Raw genomic sequence first — 23,997 nt, 5'->3', positions numbered from 1 at the left:
GGACTCAGCCGATCGCTCCCGACTGTCCGGTGAGCACCTCGACGGCCGCCAGACCACAGACCCGGGCGGCACCGTGGGTCGCGATGTACAGCGCGCCGACCGGCTCGGACTGCGGCAGGCCCATCTCGACCACCGCGGCGTCCGGCCGGGCCGCCACCAGACGGGACAGCGCGGCGGACATCCACGCGTACCGGTGGGCGTCCCGGACCGCCAGCACCAGCCGGCGGCCCTCGGCCTCCGCCACCAGCTCGGCGGCCAGCGCGTCCAGCTGCTCCGGGGCGGCGTCCGCCGGGCCGACCTCACGGGTCCGGGTGCCGGGGAAGCGGTCGGTCAGCATGTCGGCCACGCCCCACGGGGTCACGGCGCCGACGGCGATGTTGGGCTCGTCGGAGAACGAGACCACATACGGGCGCTCGGTCACCGGCAGGGCCTCCTGGCCCGGCGCCCGGACGACCCGCAGCGCCCGGCGGGCGGCCCGCAGACCGACCGCCAGGTCGGGCTCCAGCCGCTCGCCCTGGGCCTGGATCCGGCCCCAGCTGCCGAGCGCGCGCACCCGGGAGGCCGCGTCCGCCAGCCGCTCCTCGGAGAGCCGGCCGGCCCGCACGCCCGCCACGATGGCGTCGCGCAGCATCAGCACGGTCTCCTCGTCGGCCAGACCGCCGCCGACGCAGATCGCGTCCGCGCCGGCCGCCAGGGCCAGCACGGTGCCCTCACCCATGCCGAAGGTGTCGGCGATGGCGCCCATCTCGATCGCGTCGCTGACGATCAGGCCCTGGTAGCCCAGGCCGCCGTCGGCCGGGGCGGCGCGCAGCAGGTCGCGCAGCACGGCGGGGCTGAGCGTGGCCGGCAGCGCCGGGTCCAGCGCCGGGATCATGATGTGGGCCGTCATCACGGCCTTGGTCCCGGCGGCGATCGCGGCCTGGAACGGGATCAGGTCGCGGCTGCGCAGCACGTCCAGGTCGACGTCGATCACGGGCAGGCCGTGGTGCGAGTCGACCGCGGTGTCGCCGTGCCCGGGGAAGTGCTTGGAGCAGGCGGCGACGCCGGCCGACTGCAGGCCCTCGACCCAGGCGGCGGTGTGCCGGGCGCAGAGCTCGGGGTCGGCGCCGAAGGAGCGGACGCCGATCACCGGGTTGCGCGGGTTGGAGTTGACGTCCGCGGTGGGCGCCCAGTTGTAGTTGACGCCGGCCGCGGCCAGCGCCCGGCCCAGCTCACGGGCGACGTCCCGGGTCAGCGCCGGGTCGTCGATCACGCCGAGGGCGAGGTTGCCCGGCCAGGACGAACCGGAGCCCGCCTCCAGGCGGGTGACGTCGCCGCTCTCCTCGTCGATCGCGATCAGGAGGTCCGGGTTCTCCTCGCGCAGCGCCTTGGTGAGCGCGGAGAGCTGCTGGAGGTCGACGACGTTGCGGTCGAACAGCGCGACCGAGCCGAGGCCGGCCGCCAGGTGGCGGCGGATCCACTCCGGCGGTTCGGTGCCGACGAAGCCGGGCTGGAGAACCGTCAGCGCGTCGCGGTGCAGCTGGTCGCTGCCCGGCAGGGTGGGGACAAGGATGCTCACGTCGCGTCAGCCCTTCACTGCACCGTCGGTCAAGCCGCCGACGGCCTTGCGCTGGAGGAATACGAAGAGGATCAGCACCGGGAGGGCGAACAGCGTCGAGGCCGCCATGGTCGCGCCCCAGTCGGTGCCGAAGTTGGTCTGGAACGAGGAGAGCCAGAGCGGCAGGGTCTGCCCGTCGGTCTTGTTGAGGATCAGGACCAGGGGGAACTCGTTCCACGCGGTGATGAAGCCGAACAGCGAGGTCGACATCAGGCCCGGGGCCAGCAGCGGGAAGATCACCTTCATGAAGGCCTGGGTGCGGGTGCAGCCGTCCACCATCGCGGACTCCTCCAGCTCCTTCGGGACGGCGGCGATGAAGCTGCGCAGCGTCCAGATGGTGAAGGGCAGGACCATCATCATGTAGAAGGCGGTCAGCGGGACGAGGCTGTTCAGCATCTCGTTGTCACGGGAGATCAGGTAGACCGCGATGGTCATGACCTCCCACGGCGCCATCTGCGCCGCCATCACGACCAGGACGAAGGTCTTGCGGCCGCGGAACTTCATCCGGGCGATGGCGAAGGACGCCAGGGTGGCGATCACCAGCGAGATCAGCACCGCGACGACCGTGACGGTGAAGCTGTTGGTGACGTACTCCCAGAACTTGGGCGCGTTGACCGCCGTCTTGAAGTGGTCGAGGGTCGCGTCCAGCGGCAGGAAGACAGGCGTCCGGCTGACGATGTCCTTCTGCTGCTTGAAGGCCGTGATGACCATCCAGTAGACGGGGAAGATGAAGAAGACGAAGAGGACGACCGCGATCACGTTCGGCCAGGTACGTCCGATGAGCGAGCGCCTCACAGCTCGTCCTCCTGCTTGAGAATGATGCGGAAGTAGTACGCCATCAGGACACCCAGCATCAGGATGGTGAGCACCGCGATCGCGGCACCGGTGCCGTAGTGCTGGGCGCCGGTGCCTTCCAGGAAGGCGTGGACGGGCAGGGTCCGGGTGGACGAGTCGGGGCCGCCCGCCTTGATGGCGTAGACCTGGGTGAAGGCCTTGAAGACCCAGATGACCTCAAGGAAGGTCGTGGCCAGGAAGAACGGCTTCAGGCTGGGGAAGATCACCGAGGTGAAGATCTTGCCGGCGCCGGCGCCGTCCATCCGGGCGGCCTCGTAGAGCTCCTTCGGGATGGTGGTCAGACCTGCGTACATGTTGAACGCCACGAAGGGGATCGAGCCCCAGACGATCAGCAGGATGATCACGAAGAAGGTGGAGTACTGGGTGCCGGTCCAGTTGTAGTCGGCCATCGAGTGCCAGCCCAGCCGGTCCAGGAACCAGTTGACGACACCGAACCGGATGTCGAACAGCCAGGTGTAGACCGTGGTCGCGGCGACCACCGGCATGGCCCAGGCGAGGAGCAGGCCGATCGAGAGCAGCAGCCGCATCTTCTTGCCGAGCCGGTTGAGCAGCAGGCCGACCAGCGAGCCGCCGACCATGATCAGCAGCACGTTGATCAGGGTGAAGGCGACCGTCCGGCCGGTGACCGCCCAGAACTCGGCGTTGGTCAGCTGCTCGGTGTAGTTCTCGAAGCCGTTCCACTCGGTCAGGTGCTGGACCAGCTGGCGCGCGTTCAGGTTCTGGAACGACACCAGGACGGTCTTCAGCAGGGGCCAGCCCAGCAGGCCCAGGGTGACCACGGTGGCCGGCAACAGCAGCAGGTACGGCGCGAGCCGCGTGCCCAGGCCCGGGCCGCCCGCCGATCTGGTGCTCTTCTTCGGGGTGCCCTTGACGCCGCCGCCGGCGGCGCTCGTCTCAATACTGGCCACAGCAGCCTTCCCTGTGTCCGGGGACTGTGTCTGCACCCGCTCCGAATGCACAGCCATCGTTCTCTCTTCCTGACAACCTGACCACGACGGACAGGCGCCGCCCACCGGCCCCCCGCCGGGAGCCGGTGAGCGACGCCGCTCGACTACTACTGCTTGGCGTTCAGACGCTTGGCGATCTCGTCGTCGGCCTTCTTGGCGGCGGCGGCGTAGTCACCGGTCAGGGCGCCGGTCAGGAACTCCTTGATCGGGTTCGGGTTGTTCTCGACGCTCGCCCAGTTCGGCGTGGTCGGGGTGATCCCACCGGAGGAGGCGGCGACCTTGGCGGCGGCGGCGAAGTCGCCGACCACCTTGTCGTCCAGCGACTTCTTGTTCGGGATGTTGCCCGAGGCCGCGACGGTGCCCTCGTTCTTGTCGTTCAGGGCGATCTTCAGGAAGTCCTTCGCCATGTCGCTGTTCTTGCTCGCCTGGGCGATGGCCAGGTTCGAGCCGCCGAGGAACACGCCGGAGGCCTTGTCGGCCGTCTTGCCCGGGAGCGGGAAGAAGCCGATCTTCTCCTTCGGCATCTCCTTCTCGGTCGGGACCTCCCAGCCGAGACCGATGATCGCGCCGATGTCGCCCTTGGCGAAGACGTCCTTCTGCTGCGGCTTGGCCTCGTCACCGTCCTTGGGGCCGGTGACCGAGTAGCTCTGCAGCTTCTTGTAGGTCTCGAAGGCCTTCTGCGCCTCGGGGGACGACAGGCCGCCGGCCCACTTGTCGCCGTCCTTCTTCGCCAGCTTGCCGCCCTCGCTGGTGAGGAGGCCGAAGTAGGTGTACCACTCCTGGCCCGGCATGTAGATCGGGTCGGTGACGCCGGCCGTCGCCTTCAGCTTCTCCAGGTCGGTGTAGAACTCGTCCAGGGTCTTCGGGGTGTCGGTCAGGCCTGCCTTCGCCCACAGGTCCTTGTTGTAGGCGACGACACGGTTGGTGACGAACCACGGGGCGGCGTACTGCTTGCCGTCCAGGATCGCGGACTCGCTCTGGTTGGCGTTCCAGTCGGCGCCGCCCAGGGCGTCCTTGTCCTTGGTGATGTCCAGGAGACCACCGGTGGCGGCGTAGCCCGCGGTCTGGGTGTTGCCGACCTCGAGCACGTCGACGGAGCCCTCGGAGAGCGCGGCGGTGACCTTGGGGCCAATGCCGGTCCACTCCTGGATCTGGTACTCGACCTTGGAGCCCGGGTAGGTGGTCTCGAACTCGGTCTTCACGGCCTCGTCCCAGCCCTTGGGGGCCGAGCCGGACATCAGCCACACCTTGAGCGTCTTGCCACTGTAGTTCTTGCCGCCGGCCGCAGCGGAAGAGGAGCCGCTGTTGCCGCCCTCCTCCTTCTTGCCGTCCGAGCTGCAGGCCGCCAGGCCGACAACCATAGCTGCGACGCCGACTGCCGCGATGAGCTGACGCTTCACGCCATCCTCCTGAGGGATGCCTGAGTTACCCCCGTCGGGTGGCAGCGGCAAGCCCACGTAAAGCGGGAGGAAAGGTGCCGCGGACCCCAGCGAACGGGTGGGGGGATTCATAGTTACCGGCCTAGTGGTGTAGACCAGATGCCTGGAGCTTGGCCTAGACCAATGGGCCTGTCAACGGCTGTTGGACCAATCCGGACCACCCGTTATCAAGCCGACACCGCACATCGTTCATCGCGTGATGAGGTATTCGTTCCGTAGCCATACATGCAACGATGTGAGCCGTTAACGATATGGCTGCGCCGCCAAAGGCCGCGCGAGAAGCGGGAGACAGGTCCGATGAGCAGCGACGGGGGCAGCACGGCCCAGGTCAACGACCCCCAGGCGAAGAGCCTCCCGACGCTGGCCGGCACCGACCCGACCGCGCGGGTGCCGAAGTACTACGGACTCAAGCGCCATCTGCTCCAGCTCACCGAGACCCAGCCCGCCGGTACCCCCGTTCCGCCCGAACGGGCGCTGGCGGCGCAGTTCGACACCTCGCGCACCACCGTCCGGCAGGCGCTCCAGGAGCTGGTGGTCGAGGGCCGGCTGGAGCGCATCCAGGGCAAGGGCACCTTCGTCGCCAAGCCCAAGGTGGCCCAGGCGCTCCAGCTCACCTCCTACACGGAGGACATGCGGGCCCAGGGCCTGGAGCCGACCTCCCGGCTGATCGAGATCGGCTACATCACCGCCGACGACCGGCTGGCCCCGCTGCTGGACATCAAGCCCGGCGGCCGGGTGCTGCGGATCGAACGGCTGCGGCTGGCCAACGGCGACCCGATGGCCATCGAGGTCGCCCACCTGTCCGCCAAGCGCTTCCCCGCCCTGCGCCGCAACCTGGCCAAGCACAACTCCCTGTACACGGCCCTGCGCGAGGTGTACGGGGTCACCGTGGCCGAGGCCGAGGAGACCATCGAGACCACCCTGGCCACCCCGCGCGAGGCCGGGCTGCTCGGCTCCGACCTCGGCCTGCCGATGCTCCAGCTCTCCCGGCACTCCTTCGACGCGGAAGGGGACCCGGTGGAGTGGGTCCGCTCGATCTACCGCGGCGACCGGTACAAGTTCATCACCCGGCTCAAGCGGCCGGAGTAACCGCGGCACTCCCCCTTCCTGCTCCCGGGCACCGGCGCACACGGCGTGCGTACCGGTGCCCGTTGCGTCGGCCCGGCAGGAAGCACGACAGGAAGCACGGCGGGAGGCGCGAGGTGTGTGGCCGGGGCGCGGGGCTCGTCCGGATGGCGTGAAATTCCGCCATTTCCATGACACGGGTCACACCATGCCCTAGATTGCGCAGCCGTACTGACTGCCGATCACCAGTGGTGCTGCTCGGCGGGCTCGTGGGGGTGTGCGACCCTCCGGGCTGCGGCGCCGACGGGGTGAGCCCTCCGAAGCGGAGCCGAACCATGTCGTCAGACCTCGATGCCACCGAACCTGTCATGCCCGAGCCACCCGAACCCGTCCCGGCGGTGACCCCGGAGCGGGTGCTGGCCGGACTCGCCCTGCTCGTACCGATCGTCGCGATGCTCTGGGTGTCCTCGTACGACAAGACCGGCCCCGCGGTCGGCGGGGTGCCCTTCTTCTACTGGTACCAGCTGCTCTGGGTGCCCGTCTCGGCCGTCTTCACCGTGGCCGCCTATCTGCTGGTCGACCGGGACGAGAAGGCCAGGAAGGCCGCCCGGAAGGCGGGTGACGCGCGATGAACGGCGTCAACGTACCCGCCCTGACCGTCTTCGTCCTCTTCTTCGTCCTGGTCACCGTGATGGGCTTCCTCGCCTCGCGCTGGCGCCGGGCCGACAACGCCCTGCACCTGGACGAGTGGGGCCTGGGCGGCCGCAGCTTCGGCACCTGGGTCACCTGGTTCCTGCTCGGCGGCGACCTCTACACCGCGTACACCTTCGTCGCCGTCCCGGCCGCGGTGTACGCGACCGGCGCGGCGGGCTTCTTCGCGGTGCCCTACACGATCGTCGCCTACCCGCTGGTCTTCCTCTTCCTGCCCCGGCTCTGGTCGGTCTCCCGGGTGCACGGCTACGTCACCCCGGCGGACTTCGTGCGCGGGCGGTACGGCTCCCGGCCGCTCTCCCTGGTGGTCGCGCTGACCGGCATCCTCGCCACCATGCCGTACATCGCCCTGCAACTGGTCGGCATCCAGGCGGTGCTGGACGTCCTGGGCGTCGGCGGCGGCGAGAACGCCAACTGGTTCGTCAAGGACCTGCCGCTGTTCCTCGCCTTCGGCGTGCTGGCCGCGTACACCTACTCCTCCGGACTGCGGGCGCCGGCGCTGATCGCCTTCGTCAAGGACACCCTGATCTACCTCGTGATCATCGTCGCGGTGATCTACATCCCGCTGCGGCTCGGCGGCTACGGGCACATCTTCGACGCGGCGGGCGAGAAGTTCGCCGCCTCCGGGTCGGCCGGCTCGCTGACGGTGCCCGGGAACAAGCAGTGGACGTACGCCACGCTGGCGCTCGGCTCGGCGATGGCGCTGTTCATGTACCCGCACTCGGTGACCGGCGTGCTCGCCTCCAGGTCCCGCAACACCGTGCGCCGCAACATGGCGATCATGCCCGCGTACTCGCTGATGCTGGGCCTGCTGGCACTGCTGGGCTTCATGGCGATCGCGGCCGGCGTCGGCAAGGGCGTCAAGGGCTACAACGCCCAGCTCTCCGTACCGCAGCTGTTCGAGGACATGTTCCCGGACTGGTTCACCGGCGTCGCCTTCGCGGCGATCGGCATCGGCGCGCTGGTGCCGGCCGCCATCATGTCGATCGCGGCGGCCAACCTGTTCACCCGCAACGTCTACAAGGAGTACCTGAGGCCCGCCGCCACCCCCGCCGACGAGACCAGGGTCGCCAAGACCGCCTCGCTGCTGGTGAAGGTCGGCGCGCTGGTCTTCGTGCTCACCATGGACAAGCAGGCGGCGATCAACCTCCAACTGCTCGGCGGCCTGTGGATCCTGCAGACCTTCGTGTCGATCGTCGGCGGCCTGTTCACCCGCTGGTTCCACCACTGGGCGCTGTTCGCCGGCTGGGCGGCCGGCATGGTCTACGGCACCTGGCAGGCCTACGGCATCGCCGGCCCGGCCGCCAAGCACTTCGGCGGCAACGCGGCCGGGATCCCGGGCATCGGCGAGCTGGGCTACATCGGCCTGACCGCCTTCGTGCTCAACCTGCTGGTCTCGGTGGTGCTCACGCTGGCGCTGCGGGCGCTCAAGGCGCCCGAGGGCCCCGACGAGACCCACCCGGCCGACTACGGCGCCGAAACCGGCGACGAAGAGCTGAAGAAGGCGCCGGAGCCCGTGGCAGCGCACTGATACGCCCCACGCGCGCCCTGTGATCGCGCCGTCTTCTCCGTGAACACTGGAGAAGGCGGCGCGATCATATGTATGAACGGCCGTGCAGACCGGGCACCACCAGACCGGACCGGCGACCGGCCGGCAACTGATCGACCCACGGGGAGCAGCGGCGATGGCAGAACTCGGCACCACCCTCAACGGTCAGCACCAGTCCACCTACCCTCCCGGTACACCGCACGGTGTCCACGGCACCTACCCCGCCCACGGCGCACCGGGCACCGCACCGGCCGCGGTCACCCGGCTGCCGTCCGTGCTGATCGCCACCCGGCACGGCGAGTCCACCGCCAACGTGGAGTTCCAGCTGGCCGAGGCGGTGGGCGCGTTGAGCGTGCCGATCAGCTGCCGGGACGCGGACATCCCGCTCTCGATGCAGGGCCAGCAGCAGGCCCAGGCGCTCGGCCGCTGGTGGGCCGGGCTGCCCAGCGCCGACCGCCCGCGCAGCGTCTGGTGTTCCCCGTACGTGCGCACCGCCGAGACCGCCCGGATCGCGCTCGCCCAGGCCGCCGGGCTCGGCGCGGTGCCGGTCTCGCTCGCCGTCCGCTACGACGAGCGGCTGCGCGACCGCGAGCTGGGCGTGCTGGAGATGCTGCCCAAGACGGCGATCGAGACCACGTACCCGGCGGAGGCGGCCAGACGCCGCAAGATGGGCGAGCTGTACTACCGCCCGCCCGGCGGCGAGTCCTGGGCGGACGTGGCGCTGCGGATGCGCAGTCTGCTGCGCGACCTGTGCGAGGAGGAGGCCGGACGGCCGGTCCTGGTGGTCGCGCACGACTGCCCGGTGCTGATGCTCCGCTTCGCGCTGGACCGGCTGACGGAGGCGCAGTTGACCGCGCTGGAGCCGGTGCGCAACTGCTCCACCAGCCTCTGGCGCGCCGAGGGCGGACGGCTGCGGCCGGCGCACTGGAACGACACCGGGCACCTGGGCGGTGAGGGGTGACGGCCGGTCAGCGGCCGACCGGTTCGGCGAAACAGCGGCGGTAGGCCAGCGGGGTCGTCCCCAGCCGGCGCCCGAAGTGGTGCCGCAGGGTGGCCGCGTTGCCGAAGCCGCAGCGGGCCGCGATCGCGTCGACCGGCTCGGCGGTGGACTCCAGCAGCCGCTGGGCGAGCAGCAGCCGCTGCCCGACCAGCCAGCGGTGCGGGGTGGTCCCGGTCTCCTGCTGGAAGCGACGGGCGAAGGTGCGCGGCGACATGTGCGCCCGGGCGGCCAACTGCTCCACGGTGGACTCCTGGTCCAGGTGGTGGCGCATCCAGTCGAGCAGCGGGGCCAGCGAGTCGCCGTCGCCCCCGGGCAGCGGCCGGGACACGAACTGCGCCTGCCCGCCCTCCCGGTGCGGCGCCACCACCATCCGGCGGGCGATCCCCCGGGCCACCTCGGCGCCCTGGAGTCGGCGGACCAGGTGCAGGCAGGCGTCGATGCCGGCCGCCGTCCCGGCCGAGGTGATCACCGGGTCGTCGTCCACGTAGAGCACGTCCGGCTCGACCCGGGTACGCGGGAAGCGCCGGGCCAGCTCCTCGGTGTGCCGCCAGTGCGTGGTGGAGCGGCGGCCGTCCAGCAGCCCGGCGGCGCCGAGCACGAAGGCGCCGCTGCAGATGGAGAGCGTCCGGGCGCCGCCCTCGACGGCCGCCCGGACGGCGTCCACCAGCGGCTCCGGGTACCGCGGCCGCACCCCGGTCGCGGTGACGATCACCAGGTCGGCCCCGGCGAGGCGCTCCGGACCGTGCGGCACGTCGACCGAGAAGCCGGCGTGCGTGCGGTGCGGACCGGGGCGGGCGCCCGCGATGGCGAAGTCGTACGCAGGCAGACCGTCGTCGCTGCGGTCCAGGCCGAAGACCTCGCAGGCCACCCCGAGCTCGAACGGGTGCAGCTCCTCCAGCACCACGGCGACCACGTTCTTCAGCATGCCGCCCAGAATGCCCCCGCGAGGGGGCCGCGGGGAAGGGCCTGGGTGGCAGGATTTCGACGGGATGGGGCGTTCCTGCCACTCGCGGCCACCCGGGGACGCGGCGAGAGTGGAGCCATGGACTCCGACACGCTCGCGAGCGCCCTCGCCCTGGTCGGTGCCGTCGGCGGGTTCGGCCTGCTCGGCACCCTGATCGGGCGGGACCTCACCCGCAACGGCACCGGCCGCGACAACTGGCACCGCCCCGGCGGCTACCCCGCCGACCCGGCAGGGCCCGACCGGCTGTACGGCACCATGCCGGCCGCCTCCCTGCGCCCCTCCGCCGACCCCGCCACCGGTCCCGCCACCGACCTCTCCCCCGGCGCCGCCGGCCTCCCCGGCGGCCCGCCGACCCCGCACCGCTCCGCTCCGGCGGGCTCCGGCACACTGGCCGGATGGACATCGTCATCCGCCCGGCCCGCGAAGAGGACCTCGAAGACGCCGGCCGCATCACCGTCGAGGCCTTCGTCGGCGACGGCTACACCTCGCCCGAAAGCCGGTACGTCGACCTCCTGCGCGACACCGCCCGTCGGGCCCGGGAGGCCGAGCTCCTCGTCGCGGTCGACGCGGCCGAGGGACGGGTCCTCGGCTCCGTGACCTTCGCGGTCGGCGGCACCGAGTGGGCCGACATAGCCGCCCCGCACGAGGGCGAGATCCGGATGCTCGCGACCGCCGCCGCGGCCCGCGGCCGGGGCGTCGGCGAGAGCCTGGTCCGGGCCGCCATCGCCCGCAGCCGCGAGCTGGGCCTGGCCGGCATGGCCTTCTCCACCCGCCCCGAGATGAAGGCCGCCCACCGGATCTACGAACGCGTCGGCTTCCACCGCACCCCGGGCCGCGACTGGTCCCCGTACCCGGGCATGGACCTGATGGTGTACAGCCTGGCGTTCTGAGCGGCCCCGGGACGCACCCTGCGGGCACCGGTCACCGCTTGTCGTATCCCGGCGCCACGTAGATGGTGTACTGCCCGTGCTCTCCGCTCTTCACCACGGCGGCCACCCGGTATCCGGCGGCCTTCAGCGTGGGCTGGATCGCCTTGTCCGTGGCGGCGGTCTGGGTGAAGTCCAGCACCACCACCTTCCACTCGTGCGCCTCGATGCCGGCCTGGATGGCGGGCACCCCGGACTGCTGCCGGCCGGTGGCCGGATCCCGGCGGAACACCGCCACCAGGTCGTGCCACTGCTGCCAGGTGCTCTGCTCGCGCAGGTAGTACGCGGGAACGTTGTAGTTCTCGACCAGGTACCGGTCGTCGCCCTTGACGATGTACGGCTCCAGCGTGGCGACGAAGGACTTCGAGTTCGACCACTCGCCGAACATCTCCCGGCCCTGGGCCGCGCCCTCCCAGGCGAGCGGGCCGACCACCAGGGCCGCGGCCGCGATCCCCGCCGTGAGGTGGAACCGCCGCTTCAGCCACAGGACCGTACGGGCCAGGACCGCGCCCGCCACGATGCAGGCGAACCAGGCTCCGAAGTCGACGTGCTTCTGCAGCGACAGCCAGGTGTGGATGCGGATCTGGTTCACCGGCGCGAGCAGCCCCGCGACCAGCAGCAACGCCGCCAGCCAGAACCCCGGCCACGCGTCGTCGCCGCCGCGCCGCCGCGCGACCACCAGTTGTGCCACCACTCCGATCAGCGCCACCACCAGCAGCGCGCCGACCCAGCGGGCCGCTTCCCCGGCCACGTACGAGTAGGCGTCGTGGCCTGGGGCGCGCTTGAGCGTGGTGTGGTTGAAGCCGCTGATGTAGCGCTCGCCGGCCAGCAGGGCCGCCGCGCCCACCGCCGCCACGAAGGCGAGCAGGACCAGCACACCGCGCCGCCACCGTGCCCAGGCGCGCAGCGAGCCGCCCGCCCCGGCCAGCACCGCCGTACCGACCACCACCGGGACCCAGAGCAGCGCCGCGTACTTGGTGCAGCCGGCCAGGGCCAGCAGCAGGCCGGAGGACACCAGGCTGGGGTATCCGCCGCCGGTGGCCGAGCGCACCGCGAGGTACCCGGCCCAGGCGAGCAGCGCCAGCGCCATCGCGTCGTAGGTGGCCAGCCCGCCCAGGAACTGGGTGGGCCCGAGCGCGGCGAAGGCCGCCGCCGCGCAGAAGGCCGCCGGCGAGCCGTACAGCCGCCGGGTGGCCAGGTGGACGGCCACGGTGGCGGAGAGCATGAAGGCCAGGCTCAGCAGCCGGGTGCCGGTCAGCCCGCCGGCCATGTCGGCCAGCGCCACGACCACGGGGTAGATCAGCGGGGATCCGGAGAAGAAGGTCTCGTACGTCGCCACCGGGGTGCCGTGGCGCAGGTTCGCGATCTCCTGGTAGCCGGAGTAGATGTAGGTGCCCTCGTCGATGAAGGCGGTGTTGCTGCGGATCAGGTGGTACGACAGCGCGCCCTGGACCAGCAGGACCGCCAGCAGCGGCAGCCAGTCGGCCCGTAGCCCCGGCCGGGGCGGGTGCGGCACCCGGGCCGCGGCGGGCTTGCGGCGCCTGCGGTCGGCCGGGTACGGCTGCGCCGGCATCACGGTCCCGCGCCCGCGGTCACCGGGGCCGGCGCCACCGGCCGGCCGGGCCCCGGCGGGGGCCAGTACGGGCCGCCGGGTGGACTCGGGCCGGATCCAGCGGCCGTCCGCGCTCATCAGTACTGCTCCTCATCTCGGGCTTCGCGTCCGGTCCGCGCCCGGGGGCACGATGTGTTCCGGGGCGCGCGGCAGCCGCCGCCCGCACCACCGGGGCGGTGGCGCGGGGCGACCGCGGGACGTTCTCGGGGCCGCTCGACCCGGCCGGAGACGGGGGCCGGGCGGCGGCTCAGCCAGTGAGCCAGGAGGCCGTCGGCGGGGTGGCCGGCGGCGAGCTCGGGCCGGCGACGATCTTGACGATGTCGGCCTCGGGCAGCACCTGGTCCCAGGTCTGGATGTCGGCGACGGCGCCGTGCCAGGGGTCGCTCCACTGCGAGTTGGAGCTGAGCCGCCCGATCTGCAGCGTGTTGGCGCCGCTCGGCGGCACGCCGGGCGACTTGGCGGAGGACTGCGGGGCACCGTTGACGTACAGGGTGATCTGGCCGGACGGGTCGTCGTACACCCCGGTCAGCAGGACCCACTGATTGACCGTCGCGTCGCCCTTGGACCAGGCCACCGCGGAACCGCCGCCGGGCACCTGGACCTTGAAGTACCAGAGGTCGCGCCCGTTGTTGTTCGCCCGGCCCAGCGAGTACGAGTAGTACTGGCCGTCGCCCTGGCTGACCGCGCTGCGGTTGCCGTTCGGCAGGTCGACCAGCACCCGGGCGGAGACGGTGAAGCTCTTGTTCACGTCGACGACCTGGGAGGAGGTCTGGGCGAAGGAGTCCTGGCCGCTGGGCAGCTTGAGGACCTGCCCGGAGAAGCCGGGCATCGTCCCCTGCTTGGCCTCGGCGCCCAGGTTCAGTGCGGCCGTGCCCTTCTTCGCCGGAAGGCTGCCGACGGTCGGCGGGCTGTCGATGCCCTTGGCCGGAGGGGCGCTCGCCGACGACACCGGACCGGCCGACCCGGAGGCGGACGCGCTCACCGCGCCGATGCTCGGTCCCGAGGCCGTCGGCTTGCCGTTGTCGTCGGAACCGTGCTTGAAGAACAGGAAGCCCGCACCGGCCGCGGCGACGACCACGACGGCCGTCAGCGCGCCGATCAGCTGGAGCCGGCGGCGGCGCTTGGCGTCCTTCTCGTTCCGCTCCGCCAGGGCCGCCCAGTCCGGTGTGCCACCGAAGGACTGCGGCTGCGGGAAACCTGCCTGCTGCTGCCACTGCGGGCCGGGCTGGACCGGCTGCGGGACCACCGCCCCGGGCGGGACGGGGCCGGACTGAACCGCCCCCGACTGGCCCGGCTGCGGTACCAGCGGGACCGGCTGGGATACCGGACGGGGCGTCACCGGCTGGGGCTGCTGCCGGGGTACGCCGGGCGGCGGACCGAACCCGGCGACGGGCCCGAAGGCACCGCCCGGAGGCTGCGGCGGCAGACCGGGGGCCTGGGCCCCTCCGGCCGGTGCCTGCTGCGGTGGCGTCCCGGCGGGCTGGCCCGGCTCGCCACTCGGTACCGGTCGATCGCTCATGGTGGGGAATGCTAGGGCATCCGCCCCGCCACGCCCATGGGGGGTGCGCGGACGAAACGTTGCGGCTTCCCCCGGGCCGACCCGACGTCCGCCCTACGCAAGCCCGTTGTACGGAAGCCGCCAGCGCTGCGAGACCACGTCGGCACACGGTTTGAGGACGGCCGGCGTACCGTCCGCGAGGACGCCCCCGGCGGTCGCCAGGCACAGCCCCGACTCCTGGTGCAGCAGGCGCTGACCCGCCCCCGCCACCCAGCGCTGCGCGGACCCGCCGGTGCACTCGGCCAGTATCACGCCTCCGCGTTCGGCCGGCGCCAGACAGGCCGCTCCCCCGCGCACCGAACCGTCGTTCCCCACCGTCCAGTTGGTCGAGACGGCCTGATCCCCGCAGGACCCGACGGTCACCGGGGTGCCCGCGATCCCGCCGCCGCCGTGCCGCAGGCAGATCCCGGGCGCACCGGCCGGGATCTCGCCGGCCGGCAGGCCGACCCGGTTGTGGAACGCGAACGACTCGCTGCGCAGGCCGGTGCCGCCGCTCCAGACCTCGAAGCCCGCCTGCACCCGGCACAGGTAGGACTCCTTCGGGACGTATCCGCGCGCCATGGCGTCGGCGGTGAACAGCCGCAGGTTGAGGCCGCGCGTGGTGTGGGTCGGCGCTGTGCGCACGTAACTGATCACGCTGTGCGGGCCGGTGATCGGCGCCTGGAACACGTTGTAGGCGGCGTCCCCGACGGTCTGGGCGTCCGTCACCTTGGCCCCGGCCGGCTTGACGTTGTCGGTGGCGTCCAGCCAGATCATCACCTCGGCACTCTCCCCCGGCAGGCAGTTGTCCGGGCTGGAGCCGTACCAGAGGTCGAAGGAGAGGTTGAAGGAGCCGCTCACCCGGCCGTTGGCGTCCCAGTCGGCGGTCGCGTCGCCCAGCGCGCTGACCGGGACGGGCAGTCCACTCGCGCCGGGGGCGGTGGAGATGTTGGGGTAGGCGCCCGGGGCCAGCGGGTTGTGCGGGACGAAGTCGCGCACCTGGGTCACCGTGAAGCCGGTGCCCCCGGAGGCGTCCAGGCAGACGGTGCCGGCGGTGTTCCACGGGTTCGGTTCGAGGATCTTCGTCCCACCGTCGACCGGCAGCTTGGGGAAGGGGTTCTGCGCGGACGAGCACAGCCCCTGCGCGGACGGCCGCCCCGCTTCGGGTGACTCCTCGCCGCCCGGCGGTCGCGTCGAGGCCCCGAACCCGCCACCGCAGCCGACCAGCAGTGCGGCGGCCGCGCAGAACGCGGCGACCGCCCGCAGTCTTCGCGCCGGCCGTCCGGCGGTACCGTCCACGACGCTCATCACTCTTCCTCTGAACCGTTCTCGCTCGCCGGGCGACAACCGTACACAGGTGCTCCGCCCGCACCCGGTCCACGTCACGATCGGAACTCGATATCGGTTCCGTACGGCCGGCGGAAGAGGGGGGAGAGAATTAAGGACGGCCGGTCCCGTACGATCCTGCCGTCCCCGCGCTGACCGTACGACAACGGCTGCCGGGCGGGATAGGTTCAGATCAATTCGGCTTCCGGGGGAGTAGAGCCACGTGACTGTCACCGAGGGCACCCGTCTCGCGGGCAGCCGCAGGGCACCCGTCTCGCGCCGGCGCAGCCGCCGGGACCCGGCCGCCCGCAGTCAGTGGGGCCTGTTGCCGCAGCCGCCGGACAACACCGAGAAGTACACCTACGCCCGCAGCCGGCTGTGGATCCTCACCTGCTTCTCCCTCATCAGCTTCGCCTGCATGGTGGCCAGCGAGATCGGCCTGCTCAGCGCGACGCCGTGGTTCCTCCTCTTCGTCCCGCCGCTGGCCTTCACCATCGTCTACTACCTCATCTCCCGCTGGGTGCACGGCTTCAACGAGACCTTCGACCTCGCGGCGCACCGCGCGCTGGTGAAGGACTGGCGCCCGGAGCACTACCCGACCGTCGACATCTTCCTGCCCGTCGCCGGCGAGCCGATCGAGGTCCTGCACAACACCTGGACCCACGTCGCCCGGCTGCGGGACCAGTACCCGGGCGAGGTCACGCCCTACGTCCTCGACGACAGCAACAGCCCGCAACTCGCTCAGATGGCGGTCGATTTCGAGTTCGTCTACGGCACCCGAAACAAGCTGGGCTGGTTCAAGAAGGCCGGGAACCTCCAGTTCGGCTTCCGCAACTCCGACAGCGAGTACGTCCTCATCCTGGACGCCGACTTCGCCCCCCGGCCGGACCTGCTGACCGAGATGCTCCCCTACATGGCGGCCAACCCCCGCCTCGGCATCATCCAGTCGCCTCAGTTCTTCCGCATCCTGGACACCCAGAACTGGATCGAGCGCGGCGCGGGCGCCGTCCAGGAGCTGTTCTACCGGACCGTCCAGGTCTCCCGGCAGCGCAACAACGGCGCGATCTGCGTCGGCAGTTGCGCCGTCTACCGGCGGGCCGCCCTGGAGGAGAACGGCGGCACCACGCTGATCGGGCACTCCGAGGACGTGCACACCGGCTTCGACCTGCGCCGGCTCGGCTGGGACCTGCAGTACATTCCGATCGCCCTGGCGGCCGGGGTCTGCCCGGACAACGTCGGCGGCTTCTTCAACCAGCAGTACCGCTGGTGCACCGGGTCGATGAGCCTGCTGGGCAGCCGCAAGTTCTGGGAGACCAAGCTGCGGCCGGTCACCCGGGCCTGCTACCTGTCCGGGTTCTTCTACTACATCCACACCGCGCTGTTCACCCTCGTCTCCCCGCTCATCCCGATCGTGCTGCTGCTGGCCAGACCCGACCTGATCCGCTGGCAGAACACCATGCTGGTGCTGCCCGGCCTGCTCTACGCGACCGTCGTCTTCCCGCTCTGGCACCGCAACCCCTACCGGCTGGAGGCCTGGGCCGCCCGCATGATGTACGGCTGGGCGCACGTCTTCGCCATCTGGGACATCGTGCGCCGCAACCGGATGGCCTGGCAGCCGACCGGCTCCAGCGGGGCCAAGAAGAACAAGACCCGGCGGTTCTGGATCGGCATGACCGTCTGGAGCGGCGGGACGGCCGTGCTCTGGGTCGGCATCGGCATATGGCGGATGCTCACGATGGGCCCGCTCAACTTCACCCTCGTCCTCGCGTCCGGTCTCTTCTACGCGACCATCGTGGGCCGGGTCCTCGTCCAACCGCGCCCCACGGAAGCTGTGTGATCGCCATGTCCGCCCACCCCCGACGGGCCGGCCGGTACCGTCGGCTGACGCTCCCACTGCTGACGGCCGCACTGCTGCTCGTCACCGCCTGCGGCCCCGAGGACCCGGGCTTCGCGATGCAGGACACCGAGGACCTCGCCCAGCCCGCGCCGGCCGCCGCCGCCACCCCCGGCGCCGCCACCCCGAACGCGTCGGGCGCCCCGAGCGCGCCGGCGAAGCCGAAGGCCGTCCCGGTCGGCGTCCCGTACGACGTCACCCCGCTGCTCAAGCCGGCCGGCAAGTACCTGGGCGCCGCGCTGCCCGACGTGCCCGGCTCGATGGACGCGCTGGCCCCCTACACCGCCGCGATCGGCAAACAGCCGAACGTCCTGGAGTACTACGCCCACTGGCGGGGCGGCTTCGACACCGCGGGAGTCCGCCGGATCTACGAGGCCGGGGCCCTGCCCTACATGGCGTGGGAGCCGCTCGACCACTCGCTGGCGGGGATCGCGGCCGGCGAGACCGACGACTACGTCCGGGGCGTGGCCAAGGCCGTGGCCAGGCTCGACCTGCCCATCGCCGTCAGCATCGCGCACGAGATGAACGGCGACTGGTACCCGTGGGGGCGGCAGGCCGCCAGCCCTGAGGACTTCGTCGCGGCCTGGCGCCACGTCCACGACATCTTCGACCGGGCCGGCGCGACCAATGTCATCTGGGTCTGGAGCCCGAACATCACCGACCCCGCGCCCAACACCCGGCTGGCGCCGTACTACCCCGGCGACACCTACGTCGACTGGGCCGGCATGACCGGCTACTTCACCCGCACCGGCCCGAAGACCTTCGACACCCTGTACGGGCCCACCATGGCCGAGATCCGCACCTTCAGCAAGAAGCCCTTCTTCATCAGCGAGACCGCCTCGGAGCAGGGCAAACGCCAGCGCGCGGACATAGACCAGCTCTTCTCCGGCCTCGAAGCGCACGACGACGTCATCGGCTTCGTCTGGTTCAACATCGTCAAGCGGGCGGACTGGCGCGTCGAGGCCGTCCCGGACACCCTCGCCGCCTTCAGGCAACGCGTGGCCGACCCCCGCTACGGCTTCGACATCAGGAACCCACGATGAGCGCGGCCTCCGAGCCACCCCTGACCCCGGACAGCCCCGTCCCTGCCCCCGGCGGCACCGCGACGCGCGCCGGGAGCAGCCGCCCCCGGCCGGACGCGGACACCCTGCCCCGGCCCGCCGCCGAGCGGGGCACCGCCGCCCCCGAGGACGACAACCAGGCCGTCGAGCTGGCGCCGTACACCATCCCGCAGGTCCCCGCGATCGGCTGGGACCCGGCCCCCAGCCCCCGGCGCCGCTGGATAGCCCGCGGTCTGCTGCTCGCCGTGCTGATCGTCCAGGCCGCGCTCTCGCTGCGCCTGCTGGCCGCCGCGCACCCCGACGAGGCCGCGACCATGGTGGCCGGCCGCCAGCAGCTCGCCCACCTGCTGCACGGCACCGCCGTCACCTCCGACCTGGTCGGCCGGACACCCGGCTCGCCCTGGCTGTACCCGCCGCTGGCCGGCGCCGCCGCCAACGCCAACGGCATCTTCGGCGCCCGGGTACTCAGTCTCTGCTTCGCCCTGCTGACCACCGTGCTGCTGTACTCGCTGACCCGCCGGCTCTTCAACGAGCGGGTGGCCATCTGCTCCATCGCCGCCTACGCGGTGGTGCAGTCGACCGTCGTCGTCGGCTTCTACGCCGCCCCCGAGGCGCCGGCCGTTCTTCTGGTCGCCCTCGCGGCCTGGATCACGGTGTTCACCGCCCGCCGCCCGGTGGCCCTGGTCCTGCTCGCCGCACCGGCCGCCGCCCTCGCCTGCGCGGTCGCGTACGCCTCGACGCTCGCCATGCCCGCCCTGGCCGCCCTCGCGCTGGCCACCGCCTGGCCGCACCGGCGGCTCGGCCCGGCCGCCCTGCGCGCGCTGCTGCTCGCCGCCGGCACGGCCGGCGCGCTGCTCCCCTTCGGCGTACTCGGCACGATCGCGGGATGGTCCCCGGCCCGCGGCCAGGCCGGCCGCACGGTCGGCGGGATCCTCCTGGACACCGTCCAGTGGGGCGGCCTGTTCACCGTCCTCGCGGTGGCCGGCACGATCGCCTACGTCCGCCGCGAGCAGATGCACGAGTCCCCGGAGAACGGCGGCGTCACCACCACCCGGGCCCAGCGCGCGCTGCTGGGCACCGCGCTGACCGCCACCGCGCTGCTGGTCCCGGCGATCCACCTGGCGCTGGGCTCCTCCGGGGCGATGTTCCGCCACCTCGGCTTCGGGATGCTGCTCGCCGCCCCGCTGGCCGGGGTCGGCCTCACCCGGCTGGTCGGCGCGCACTTCCGCCACCCGCAGCTGGGCATCCTGGTGTGGGTCGCCCTGCTCGCGCTGGGCCTCGAACAGTCCGCGCTGCGCTACCAGAACGGGCCCGACTCCGGGCGGCTGCTCGCCGTCCTGCGGGTGCACGCCGAACCGCAGGGCCGCTACCTCACCGAGGTCGACGGACTCGCCGAGTACTACCTGGGCACCGTCAGTACACCTGAGCAGTGGGTCTCGGCGCGCAACGGGACCGACTACCGGGACGCCGCCGGGGTGCAGCACCACGGCGACGACGGCAGCGCGGCCGCCATCCGGGACGGCTGGTTCACCATGGTCGTCCTCGACAGCACCGCGCCGGCTGCCACGGACCGCGCCCTGGCGGCCGCTCTGGCCGCCGGCGGACAGTACCGGCTGATCGCCCAGTTCACCTCGCCGACGGGCGACTCCAGCACCTACAAGGTCTACCTGAAGCACTGACGCCCCGCCGAGCCTGTCCGGGCTCGCGACACGACGGCCACAACATATGGTGCCGCCACAGTCGACCGCCACTAGATGTATGCTCACTCCTGCTGTCGACGCAGGGGAACCCGGTGCGAGTCCGGGACTGCCCCGCAGCGGTGTGCGGGCCTCTGGAAGCAGGGCCCGCGAGTCCGAGTACCTGCCGGCGGCGTGCCACCGGCCTCCCCGCAGAGGCCCCGAAGCACTGCACCACGTCCGGGCCTCGCGGGCGGGCCGGGGATGACACTGTCGCGCGACGCCACCGGGCGTTCGCGCCGTGCTCCCCTGCCCCGAACGGTCCGGCACCCCGATGCACCGACGCCGATCGCCGCCAGGAGAGAGCGCCTTGACCACCGCTGCCTCAGCCACCCTGCCCGCCCAGGGTTCCAGCTTCGCCCCCGTCGACCCGACGGTCTCCGACCCCGGCGGTGCGCTGCTCCGGCTGCTGACCGACCGCAGCGCCGATCTCCCCCAGGTGGACCCCGGCCATGTCGCCGCCGCCGCGCTGCGCGGCCGCCACGCCGGCTCGGACTTCGCCGAGCTGCGCGGGCTGGCCGTGGACGCCGCCGCGTCGATGATCGCCGAGGACCCGCAGTACTCGAAGCTGGCCGCGCGCCTGCTCGCGCTGGAGATCGTCGACGAGGCGGTCAGCCAGGGCTCGGTCTCCTTCTCCGCCTCGGTCGCGGTCGGCCACGCCGAGGGCCTGATCGGCGACACCACCGCCGCCTTCGTCGCCAAGCACGCCGCGACCCTGGACGCGCTCGTCGACCCGCGGGGCGACGACCGCTTCGAGTACTTCGGCCTGCGCACCGTGCAGTCCCGCTACCTGCTGCGCCACCCGATCACCCGCAAGGTGGTCGAGACCCCGCAGCACTTCCTGCTCCGCGTCGCCAGCGGCCTGGCGGTCGGCGACAACGAGCAGTCGGTGCGCGAGGTGGCCGAGCTGTACGGCCTGATGAGCCGGCTGGAGTACCTGACCTCCTCCCCGACCCTGTTCAACTCCGGCACCCGGCACCCGCAGATGTCGAGCTGCTACCTGCTCGACTCCCCGCTGGACAACCTGGACTCGATCTACTCCCGGTACGCCCAGATCGCCCGTCTCTCCAAGCACGCCGGCGGCATCGGCCTGTCCTACTCGCGGATCCGCTCGCGCGGCAGCCTGATCCGGGGCACCAACGGCAAGTCCAACGGCATCGTCCCGTTCCTGCGCACCCTCGACTCCTCGGTCGCCGCCGTCAACCAGGGCGGCCGCCGCAAGGGCGCGGCCTGCGTCTACCTGGAGACCTGGCACGCGGACATCGAGGAGTTCCTGGAGCTGCGCGACAACACCGGTGAGGAGGCGCGCCGCACGCACAACCTCAACCTGGCGCACTGGATCCCGGACGAGTTCATGCGCCGGGTCAACGCCAACGCCGACTGGTCGCTGTTCTCCCCCGCCGACGTGCCCGAGCTGGTCGACCTCTGGGGTGCCGAGTTCGACGAGGCGTACCTGAAGGCCGAGCAGTCCGGCAAGGCCGTCCGCACCATCCCCGCGCAGACCCTGTACGCCCGGATGATGCGCACCCTGGCGCAGACCGGCAACGGCTGGATGACCTTCAAGGACGCCTCCAACCGCGCCGCCAACCAGACCGCGCTGCCCGGCCGCACGGTGCACAGCTCCAACCTCTGCACCGAGATCCTGGAGGTCACGGACGACTCCGAGACCGCCGTCTGCAACCTCGGCTCGGTCAACCTCGGCGCCCACGTCGCCGCCGGCGCCACCGCCGACGACCTGCTGAACGCGCTGGACTGGGACCGCCTGGACGCCACCGTCCGCACCGCCGTCACCTTCCTCGACCGCGTGGTGGACATCAACTTCTACCCGACCCCCGAGGCCGGTGCCTCCAACTCCCGCTGGCGCCCGGTGGGCCTCGGCGTGATGGGCCTGCAGGACGTCTTCTTCCAGCTGCGGATCGACTTCGACTCCGCCGAGGCGAAGCGGCTCTCCACCCTCATCGCCGAGCGCATCATGCTCACCGCGTACGAGCGCTCCAGCGAGCTGGCCGAGCAGCTGGGCCGCCACGAGGCATACGGCGAGACCCGGGCCGCCCGCGGCGAGCTGCACATCGACCACTTCCCGAGCGCCGCTCCGGAGTGGGCCGACCGCTGGGCCGCCCTGCGGACCAGGCTCGCCGAGACCGGCCTGCGCAACTCGCTGCTGCTGGCCATCGCGCCGACCGCGACCATCGCCTCGATCGCCGGCGTCTACGAGTGCATCGAGCCGCAGGTCTCCAACCTGTTCAAGCGCGAGACCCTCTCCGGCGAGTTCCTCCAGGTCAACCCGTACCTGGTGCGCGAGCTGAAGGAGCTCGGCGTCTGGGACCAGCAGACCCGGGACGCGCTGCGCGACGCCAACGGCTCCGTCCAGGACCTCAACTGGCTGCCCGCCGAGGTCCGCTCGCTCTACCGCACGGCCTGGGAGCTGCCCCAGCGCGCGCTGATCGACCTGGCCGCCGCCCGGATGCCGTACATCGACCAGAGCCAGTCGCTGAACCTCTTCATGGCCGCGCCCACCATCGGCAAGCTCAGCTCGATGTACGCGTACGCCTGGAAGGTCGGTCTGAAGACCACCTACTACCTGCGCTCGCGCCCGGCGACCCGGATCGCCCAGGCCGCCTCGGGCGCCGCCCGCGCCGCCGCCCCCGTCCCGGTGGCGTCCCCGACCCTCACGCCGGAGGAGGAGGCCGCCCTGGCCTGCTCCCTGGAGAACCCCGAGTCCTGCGAGGCCTGCCAGTAATGTCCGACGATCGCCAGAAGATGCTGCTCGACCCCGGCTTCGAGCTGACCCTGCGCCCGATGCGCTACCCGTCGTTCTACGACCGGTACCGCGACGCGATCAAGAACACCTGGACCGTCGAGGAGGTGGACCTGCACTCCGACGTCGCCGACCTGGCCAAGCTGAGCGAGGGCGAGCGCCACCTGATCGGCCGGCTGGTGGCGTTCTTCGCCACCGGTGACTCGATCGTCTCCAACAACGTGGTGCTGAGCCTCTACAAGCACATCAACTCGCCCGAGGCCCGGCTCTACCTGTCCCGGCAGCTGTTCGAGGAGGCCGTGCACGTCCAGTTCTATCTGACGCTGCTCGACACCTACCTGCCCGACCCCGAGGACCGCGCGGCGGCCTTCGACGCGGTGGAGAACATCCCCTCCATCCGCCAGAAGGCGCAGTTCTGCTTCAAGTACATGAACGCGGTCGACCACATCGACTCGCTGCAGACGAAGGAGGACAGGCGGGCGTTCCTGCTCAACCTGATCTGCTTCGCGGCGTGTGTGGAGGGGCTGTTCTTCTACGGCGCGTTCGCGTACGTGTACTGGTTCCGGTCGCGTGGTCTGCTGCACGGCCTGGCCACCGGTACGAACTGGGTGTTCCGCGACGAGTCCATGCACATGGACTTCGCGATGTCGGTCGTGGACACCGTTCGCGAGGAGGAGCCCGACCTCTTCGACGACGAGATGGCCAAGCAGGTGACGGAGATGCTGGAGGAGGCCGTCGAGGCCGAGCTCCAGTTCGCCCAGGACCTGTGCGGCGACGGCCTGGCCGGCATGAACACCGAGTCGATGCGGCAGTACCTGGAGGCCGTGGCGGACCAGCGCCTCGCGCGGCTCGGTCTGCCGATCCGGTACGGGTCGACCAACCCGTTCGGCTTCATGGAGCTCCAGAACGTGCAGGAGCTGACCAACTTCTTCGAGCGCCGGGTGTCGGCGTACCAGGTGGCGGTCGAGGGCTCGGTCGCCTTCGACGACGACTTCTAAAAGCAGAAGACGACCAGAGGTG

18 protein-coding genes and 1 riboswitch are annotated in these 23,997 nt (G+C 71.5%); of the genes, 10 read left to right on the top strand and 8 right to left on the bottom strand.

Annotated features, from left to right (window positions below; all coding sequences use genetic code 11):
* Nucleotides 1–4: 4 nt before the first annotated feature.
* From AB0P06_RS03285 to AB0P06_RS03270, 4 genes are all read right to left on the bottom strand, one after another.
* Nucleotides 5–1,558, bottom strand: a complete 1,554-nt coding sequence (locus AB0P06_RS03285; RefSeq protein ID WP_363604697.1) for a glycoside hydrolase family 3 protein — start codon at nt 1,556–1,558, stop codon at nt 5–7.
* 6 nt (nt 1,559–1,564) lie between these two features.
* Nucleotides 1,565–2,392 carry a carbohydrate ABC transporter permease gene (locus tag AB0P06_RS03280; RefSeq protein ID WP_363604696.1) on the bottom strand — a complete coding sequence of 276 codons (828 nt, stop codon included), beginning with the start codon at nt 2,390–2,392 and terminating at the stop codon, nt 1,565–1,567.
* Nucleotides 2,389–3,417, bottom strand: a complete 1,029-nt coding sequence (locus tag AB0P06_RS03275; protein ID WP_363604695.1) for a sugar ABC transporter permease — start codon at nt 3,415–3,417, stop codon at nt 2,389–2,391. The genes AB0P06_RS03280 and AB0P06_RS03275 overlap by 4 nt, the downstream gene beginning before the upstream one ends.
* Before the next feature lie 89 nt (nt 3,418–3,506).
* A complete protein-coding gene (locus tag AB0P06_RS03270; protein ID WP_363604694.1) occupies nt 3,507–4,799 on the bottom strand; it encodes an extracellular solute-binding protein in 1,293 nt (430 codons plus the stop codon).
* Between the two features lie 336 nt (nt 4,800–5,135).
* On the opposite strand from AB0P06_RS03270, the gene AB0P06_RS03265 reads away from it, so the two are divergent.
* The 4 genes from AB0P06_RS03265 (at nt 5,136) to AB0P06_RS03250 (ending at nt 9,124) form a co-directional block, all read left to right on the top strand.
* A complete protein-coding gene (locus AB0P06_RS03265; protein WP_363604693.1) occupies nt 5,136–5,927 on the top strand; it encodes a GntR family transcriptional regulator in 792 nt (263 codons plus the stop codon).
* A 344-nt stretch (nt 5,928–6,271) separates the two neighbouring features.
* The gene (locus AB0P06_RS03260; RefSeq protein ID WP_363604692.1) at nt 6,272–6,535 is read left to right on the top strand and encodes a DUF3311 domain-containing protein; all 264 of its coding nucleotides are present in this window, start codon (nt 6,272–6,274) and stop codon (nt 6,533–6,535) included.
* Nucleotides 6,532–8,145: a monocarboxylate uptake permease MctP gene (gene mctP, locus AB0P06_RS03255; protein ID WP_363604690.1), complete on the top strand. Its 1,614-nt coding sequence runs from the start codon at nt 6,532–6,534 to the stop codon at nt 8,143–8,145. The genes AB0P06_RS03260 and mctP overlap by 4 nt, the downstream gene beginning before the upstream one ends.
* Nucleotides 8,146–8,299: 154 nt before the next feature.
* Complete coding sequence (locus tag AB0P06_RS03250) at nt 8,300–9,124, top strand: histidine phosphatase family protein (RefSeq protein ID WP_363604689.1); 825 nt, start codon at nt 8,300–8,302, stop codon at nt 9,122–9,124.
* A gap of 7 nt (nt 9,125–9,131) precedes the next feature.
* On the opposite strand, the gene AB0P06_RS03245 is transcribed toward AB0P06_RS03250, so the two are convergent.
* On the bottom strand, nt 9,132–10,088 hold the full coding sequence (locus tag AB0P06_RS03245; protein WP_363604688.1) for a helix-turn-helix domain-containing protein: 957 nt from the start codon (nt 10,086–10,088) through the stop codon (nt 9,132–9,134).
* A gap of 434 nt (nt 10,089–10,522) precedes the next feature.
* On the opposite strand from AB0P06_RS03245, the gene AB0P06_RS03240 reads away from it, so the two are divergent.
* Nucleotides 10,523–11,017, top strand: a complete 495-nt coding sequence (locus AB0P06_RS03240; protein ID WP_363604686.1) for a GNAT family N-acetyltransferase — start codon at nt 10,523–10,525, stop codon at nt 11,015–11,017.
* Nucleotides 11,018–11,048: 31 nt separating this feature from the next.
* Here the strand turns inward: AB0P06_RS03240 and AB0P06_RS03235 are convergent, their stop codons facing one another.
* The 3 genes from AB0P06_RS03235 to AB0P06_RS03225 all read right to left on the bottom strand — a co-directional run bounded on the left by AB0P06_RS03235 (nt 11,049) and on the right by AB0P06_RS03225 (nt 15,510).
* The gene (locus AB0P06_RS03235) at nt 11,049–12,743 is read right to left on the bottom strand and encodes a hypothetical protein (protein WP_363604685.1); all 1,695 of its coding nucleotides are present in this window, start codon (nt 12,741–12,743) and stop codon (nt 11,049–11,051) included.
* A 169-nt stretch (nt 12,744–12,912) separates the two neighbouring features.
* Complete coding sequence (locus tag AB0P06_RS03230) at nt 12,913–14,184, bottom strand: LamG-like jellyroll fold domain-containing protein (RefSeq protein WP_363604683.1); 1,272 nt, start codon at nt 14,182–14,184, stop codon at nt 12,913–12,915.
* A gap of 93 nt (nt 14,185–14,277) precedes the next feature.
* On the bottom strand, nt 14,278–15,510 hold the full coding sequence (locus tag AB0P06_RS03225) for a ricin-type beta-trefoil lectin domain protein (RefSeq protein WP_363604682.1): 1,233 nt from the start codon (nt 15,508–15,510) through the stop codon (nt 14,278–14,280).
* A 436-nt stretch (nt 15,511–15,946) separates the two neighbouring features.
* On the opposite strand from AB0P06_RS03225, the gene AB0P06_RS03220 reads away from it, so the two are divergent.
* The 5 genes from AB0P06_RS03220 (at nt 15,947) to AB0P06_RS03200 (ending at nt 23,975) form a co-directional block, all read left to right on the top strand.
* On the top strand, nt 15,947–17,365 hold the full coding sequence (locus tag AB0P06_RS03220; RefSeq protein ID WP_363604901.1) for a glycosyltransferase family 2 protein: 1,419 nt from the start codon (nt 15,947–15,949) through the stop codon (nt 17,363–17,365).
* 5 nt (nt 17,366–17,370) lie between these two features.
* On the top strand, nt 17,371–18,465 hold the full coding sequence (locus AB0P06_RS03215; protein WP_363604900.1) for a glycosyl hydrolase: 1,095 nt from the start codon (nt 17,371–17,373) through the stop codon (nt 18,463–18,465).
* Nucleotides 18,462–20,162: a glycosyltransferase family 39 protein gene (locus AB0P06_RS03210; RefSeq protein WP_363604681.1), complete on the top strand. Its 1,701-nt coding sequence runs from the start codon at nt 18,462–18,464 to the stop codon at nt 20,160–20,162. Before AB0P06_RS03215 ends, AB0P06_RS03210 begins: the two co-directional genes overlap by 4 nt.
* Nucleotides 20,163–20,234: 72 nt before the next feature.
* Nucleotides 20,235–20,366: riboswitch (cobalamin riboswitch) on the top strand.
* Nucleotides 20,367–20,553: 187 nt separating this feature from the next.
* Nucleotides 20,554–22,959: a ribonucleoside-diphosphate reductase subunit alpha gene (locus tag AB0P06_RS03205; RefSeq protein WP_363604899.1), complete on the top strand. Its 2,406-nt coding sequence runs from the start codon at nt 20,554–20,556 to the stop codon at nt 22,957–22,959.
* The gene (locus AB0P06_RS03200; RefSeq protein ID WP_363604680.1) at nt 22,959–23,975 is read left to right on the top strand and encodes a ribonucleotide-diphosphate reductase subunit beta; all 1,017 of its coding nucleotides are present in this window, start codon (nt 22,959–22,961) and stop codon (nt 23,973–23,975) included. Before AB0P06_RS03205 ends, AB0P06_RS03200 begins: the two co-directional genes overlap by 1 nt.
* The last annotated feature ends 22 nt before the right edge of the window (nt 23,976–23,997 follow it).

Source organism: Kitasatospora sp. NPDC088351 (assembly GCF_040685575.1).
In the GTDB taxonomy this organism is placed as follows: domain Bacteria; phylum Actinomycetota; class Actinomycetes; order Streptomycetales; family Streptomycetaceae; genus Kitasatospora.
The sequence above is the reverse complement of the archived record's forward strand: the minus strand, read 5'-3'. Positions and strand labels throughout refer to the sequence as shown.

Coding starts and splice junctions, on each gene's coding strand:
- AB0P06_RS03275 (WP_363604695.1), bottom strand. CDS start 3,417: ATGGCTGTGCATTCGGAGCGGGTGCAGACACAGTCCCCGGACACAGGG.
- AB0P06_RS03265 (WP_363604693.1), top strand. CDS start 5,136: ATGAGCAGCGACGGGGGCAGCACGGCCCAGGTCAACGACCCCCAGGCG.
- AB0P06_RS03260 (WP_363604692.1), top strand. CDS start 6,272: ATGCCCGAGCCACCCGAACCCGTCCCGGCGGTGACCCCGGAGCGGGTG.
- mctP (WP_363604690.1), top strand. CDS start 6,532: ATGAACGGCGTCAACGTACCCGCCCTGACCGTCTTCGTCCTCTTCTTC.
- AB0P06_RS03250 (WP_363604689.1), top strand. CDS start 8,300: ATGGCAGAACTCGGCACCACCCTCAACGGTCAGCACCAGTCCACCTAC.
- AB0P06_RS03245 (WP_363604688.1), bottom strand. CDS start 10,088: ATGCTGAAGAACGTGGTCGCCGTGGTGCTGGAGGAGCTGCACCCGTTC.
- AB0P06_RS03240 (WP_363604686.1), top strand. CDS start 10,523: ATGGACATCGTCATCCGCCCGGCCCGCGAAGAGGACCTCGAAGACGCC.
- AB0P06_RS03235 (WP_363604685.1), bottom strand. CDS start 12,743: ATGAGCGCGGACGGCCGCTGGATCCGGCCCGAGTCCACCCGGCGGCCC.
- AB0P06_RS03230 (WP_363604683.1), bottom strand. CDS start 14,184: ATGAGCGATCGACCGGTACCGAGTGGCGAGCCGGGCCAGCCCGCCGGG.
- AB0P06_RS03225 (WP_363604682.1), bottom strand. CDS start 15,510: ATGAGCGTCGTGGACGGTACCGCCGGACGGCCGGCGCGAAGACTGCGG.
- AB0P06_RS03220 (WP_363604901.1), top strand. CDS start 15,947: ATGGTGGCCAGCGAGATCGGCCTGCTCAGCGCGACGCCGTGGTTCCTC.
- AB0P06_RS03215 (WP_363604900.1), top strand. CDS start 17,371: ATGTCCGCCCACCCCCGACGGGCCGGCCGGTACCGTCGGCTGACGCTC.
- AB0P06_RS03210 (WP_363604681.1), top strand. CDS start 18,462: ATGAGCGCGGCCTCCGAGCCACCCCTGACCCCGGACAGCCCCGTCCCT.
- AB0P06_RS03200 (WP_363604680.1), top strand. CDS start 22,959: ATGTCCGACGATCGCCAGAAGATGCTGCTCGACCCCGGCTTCGAGCTG.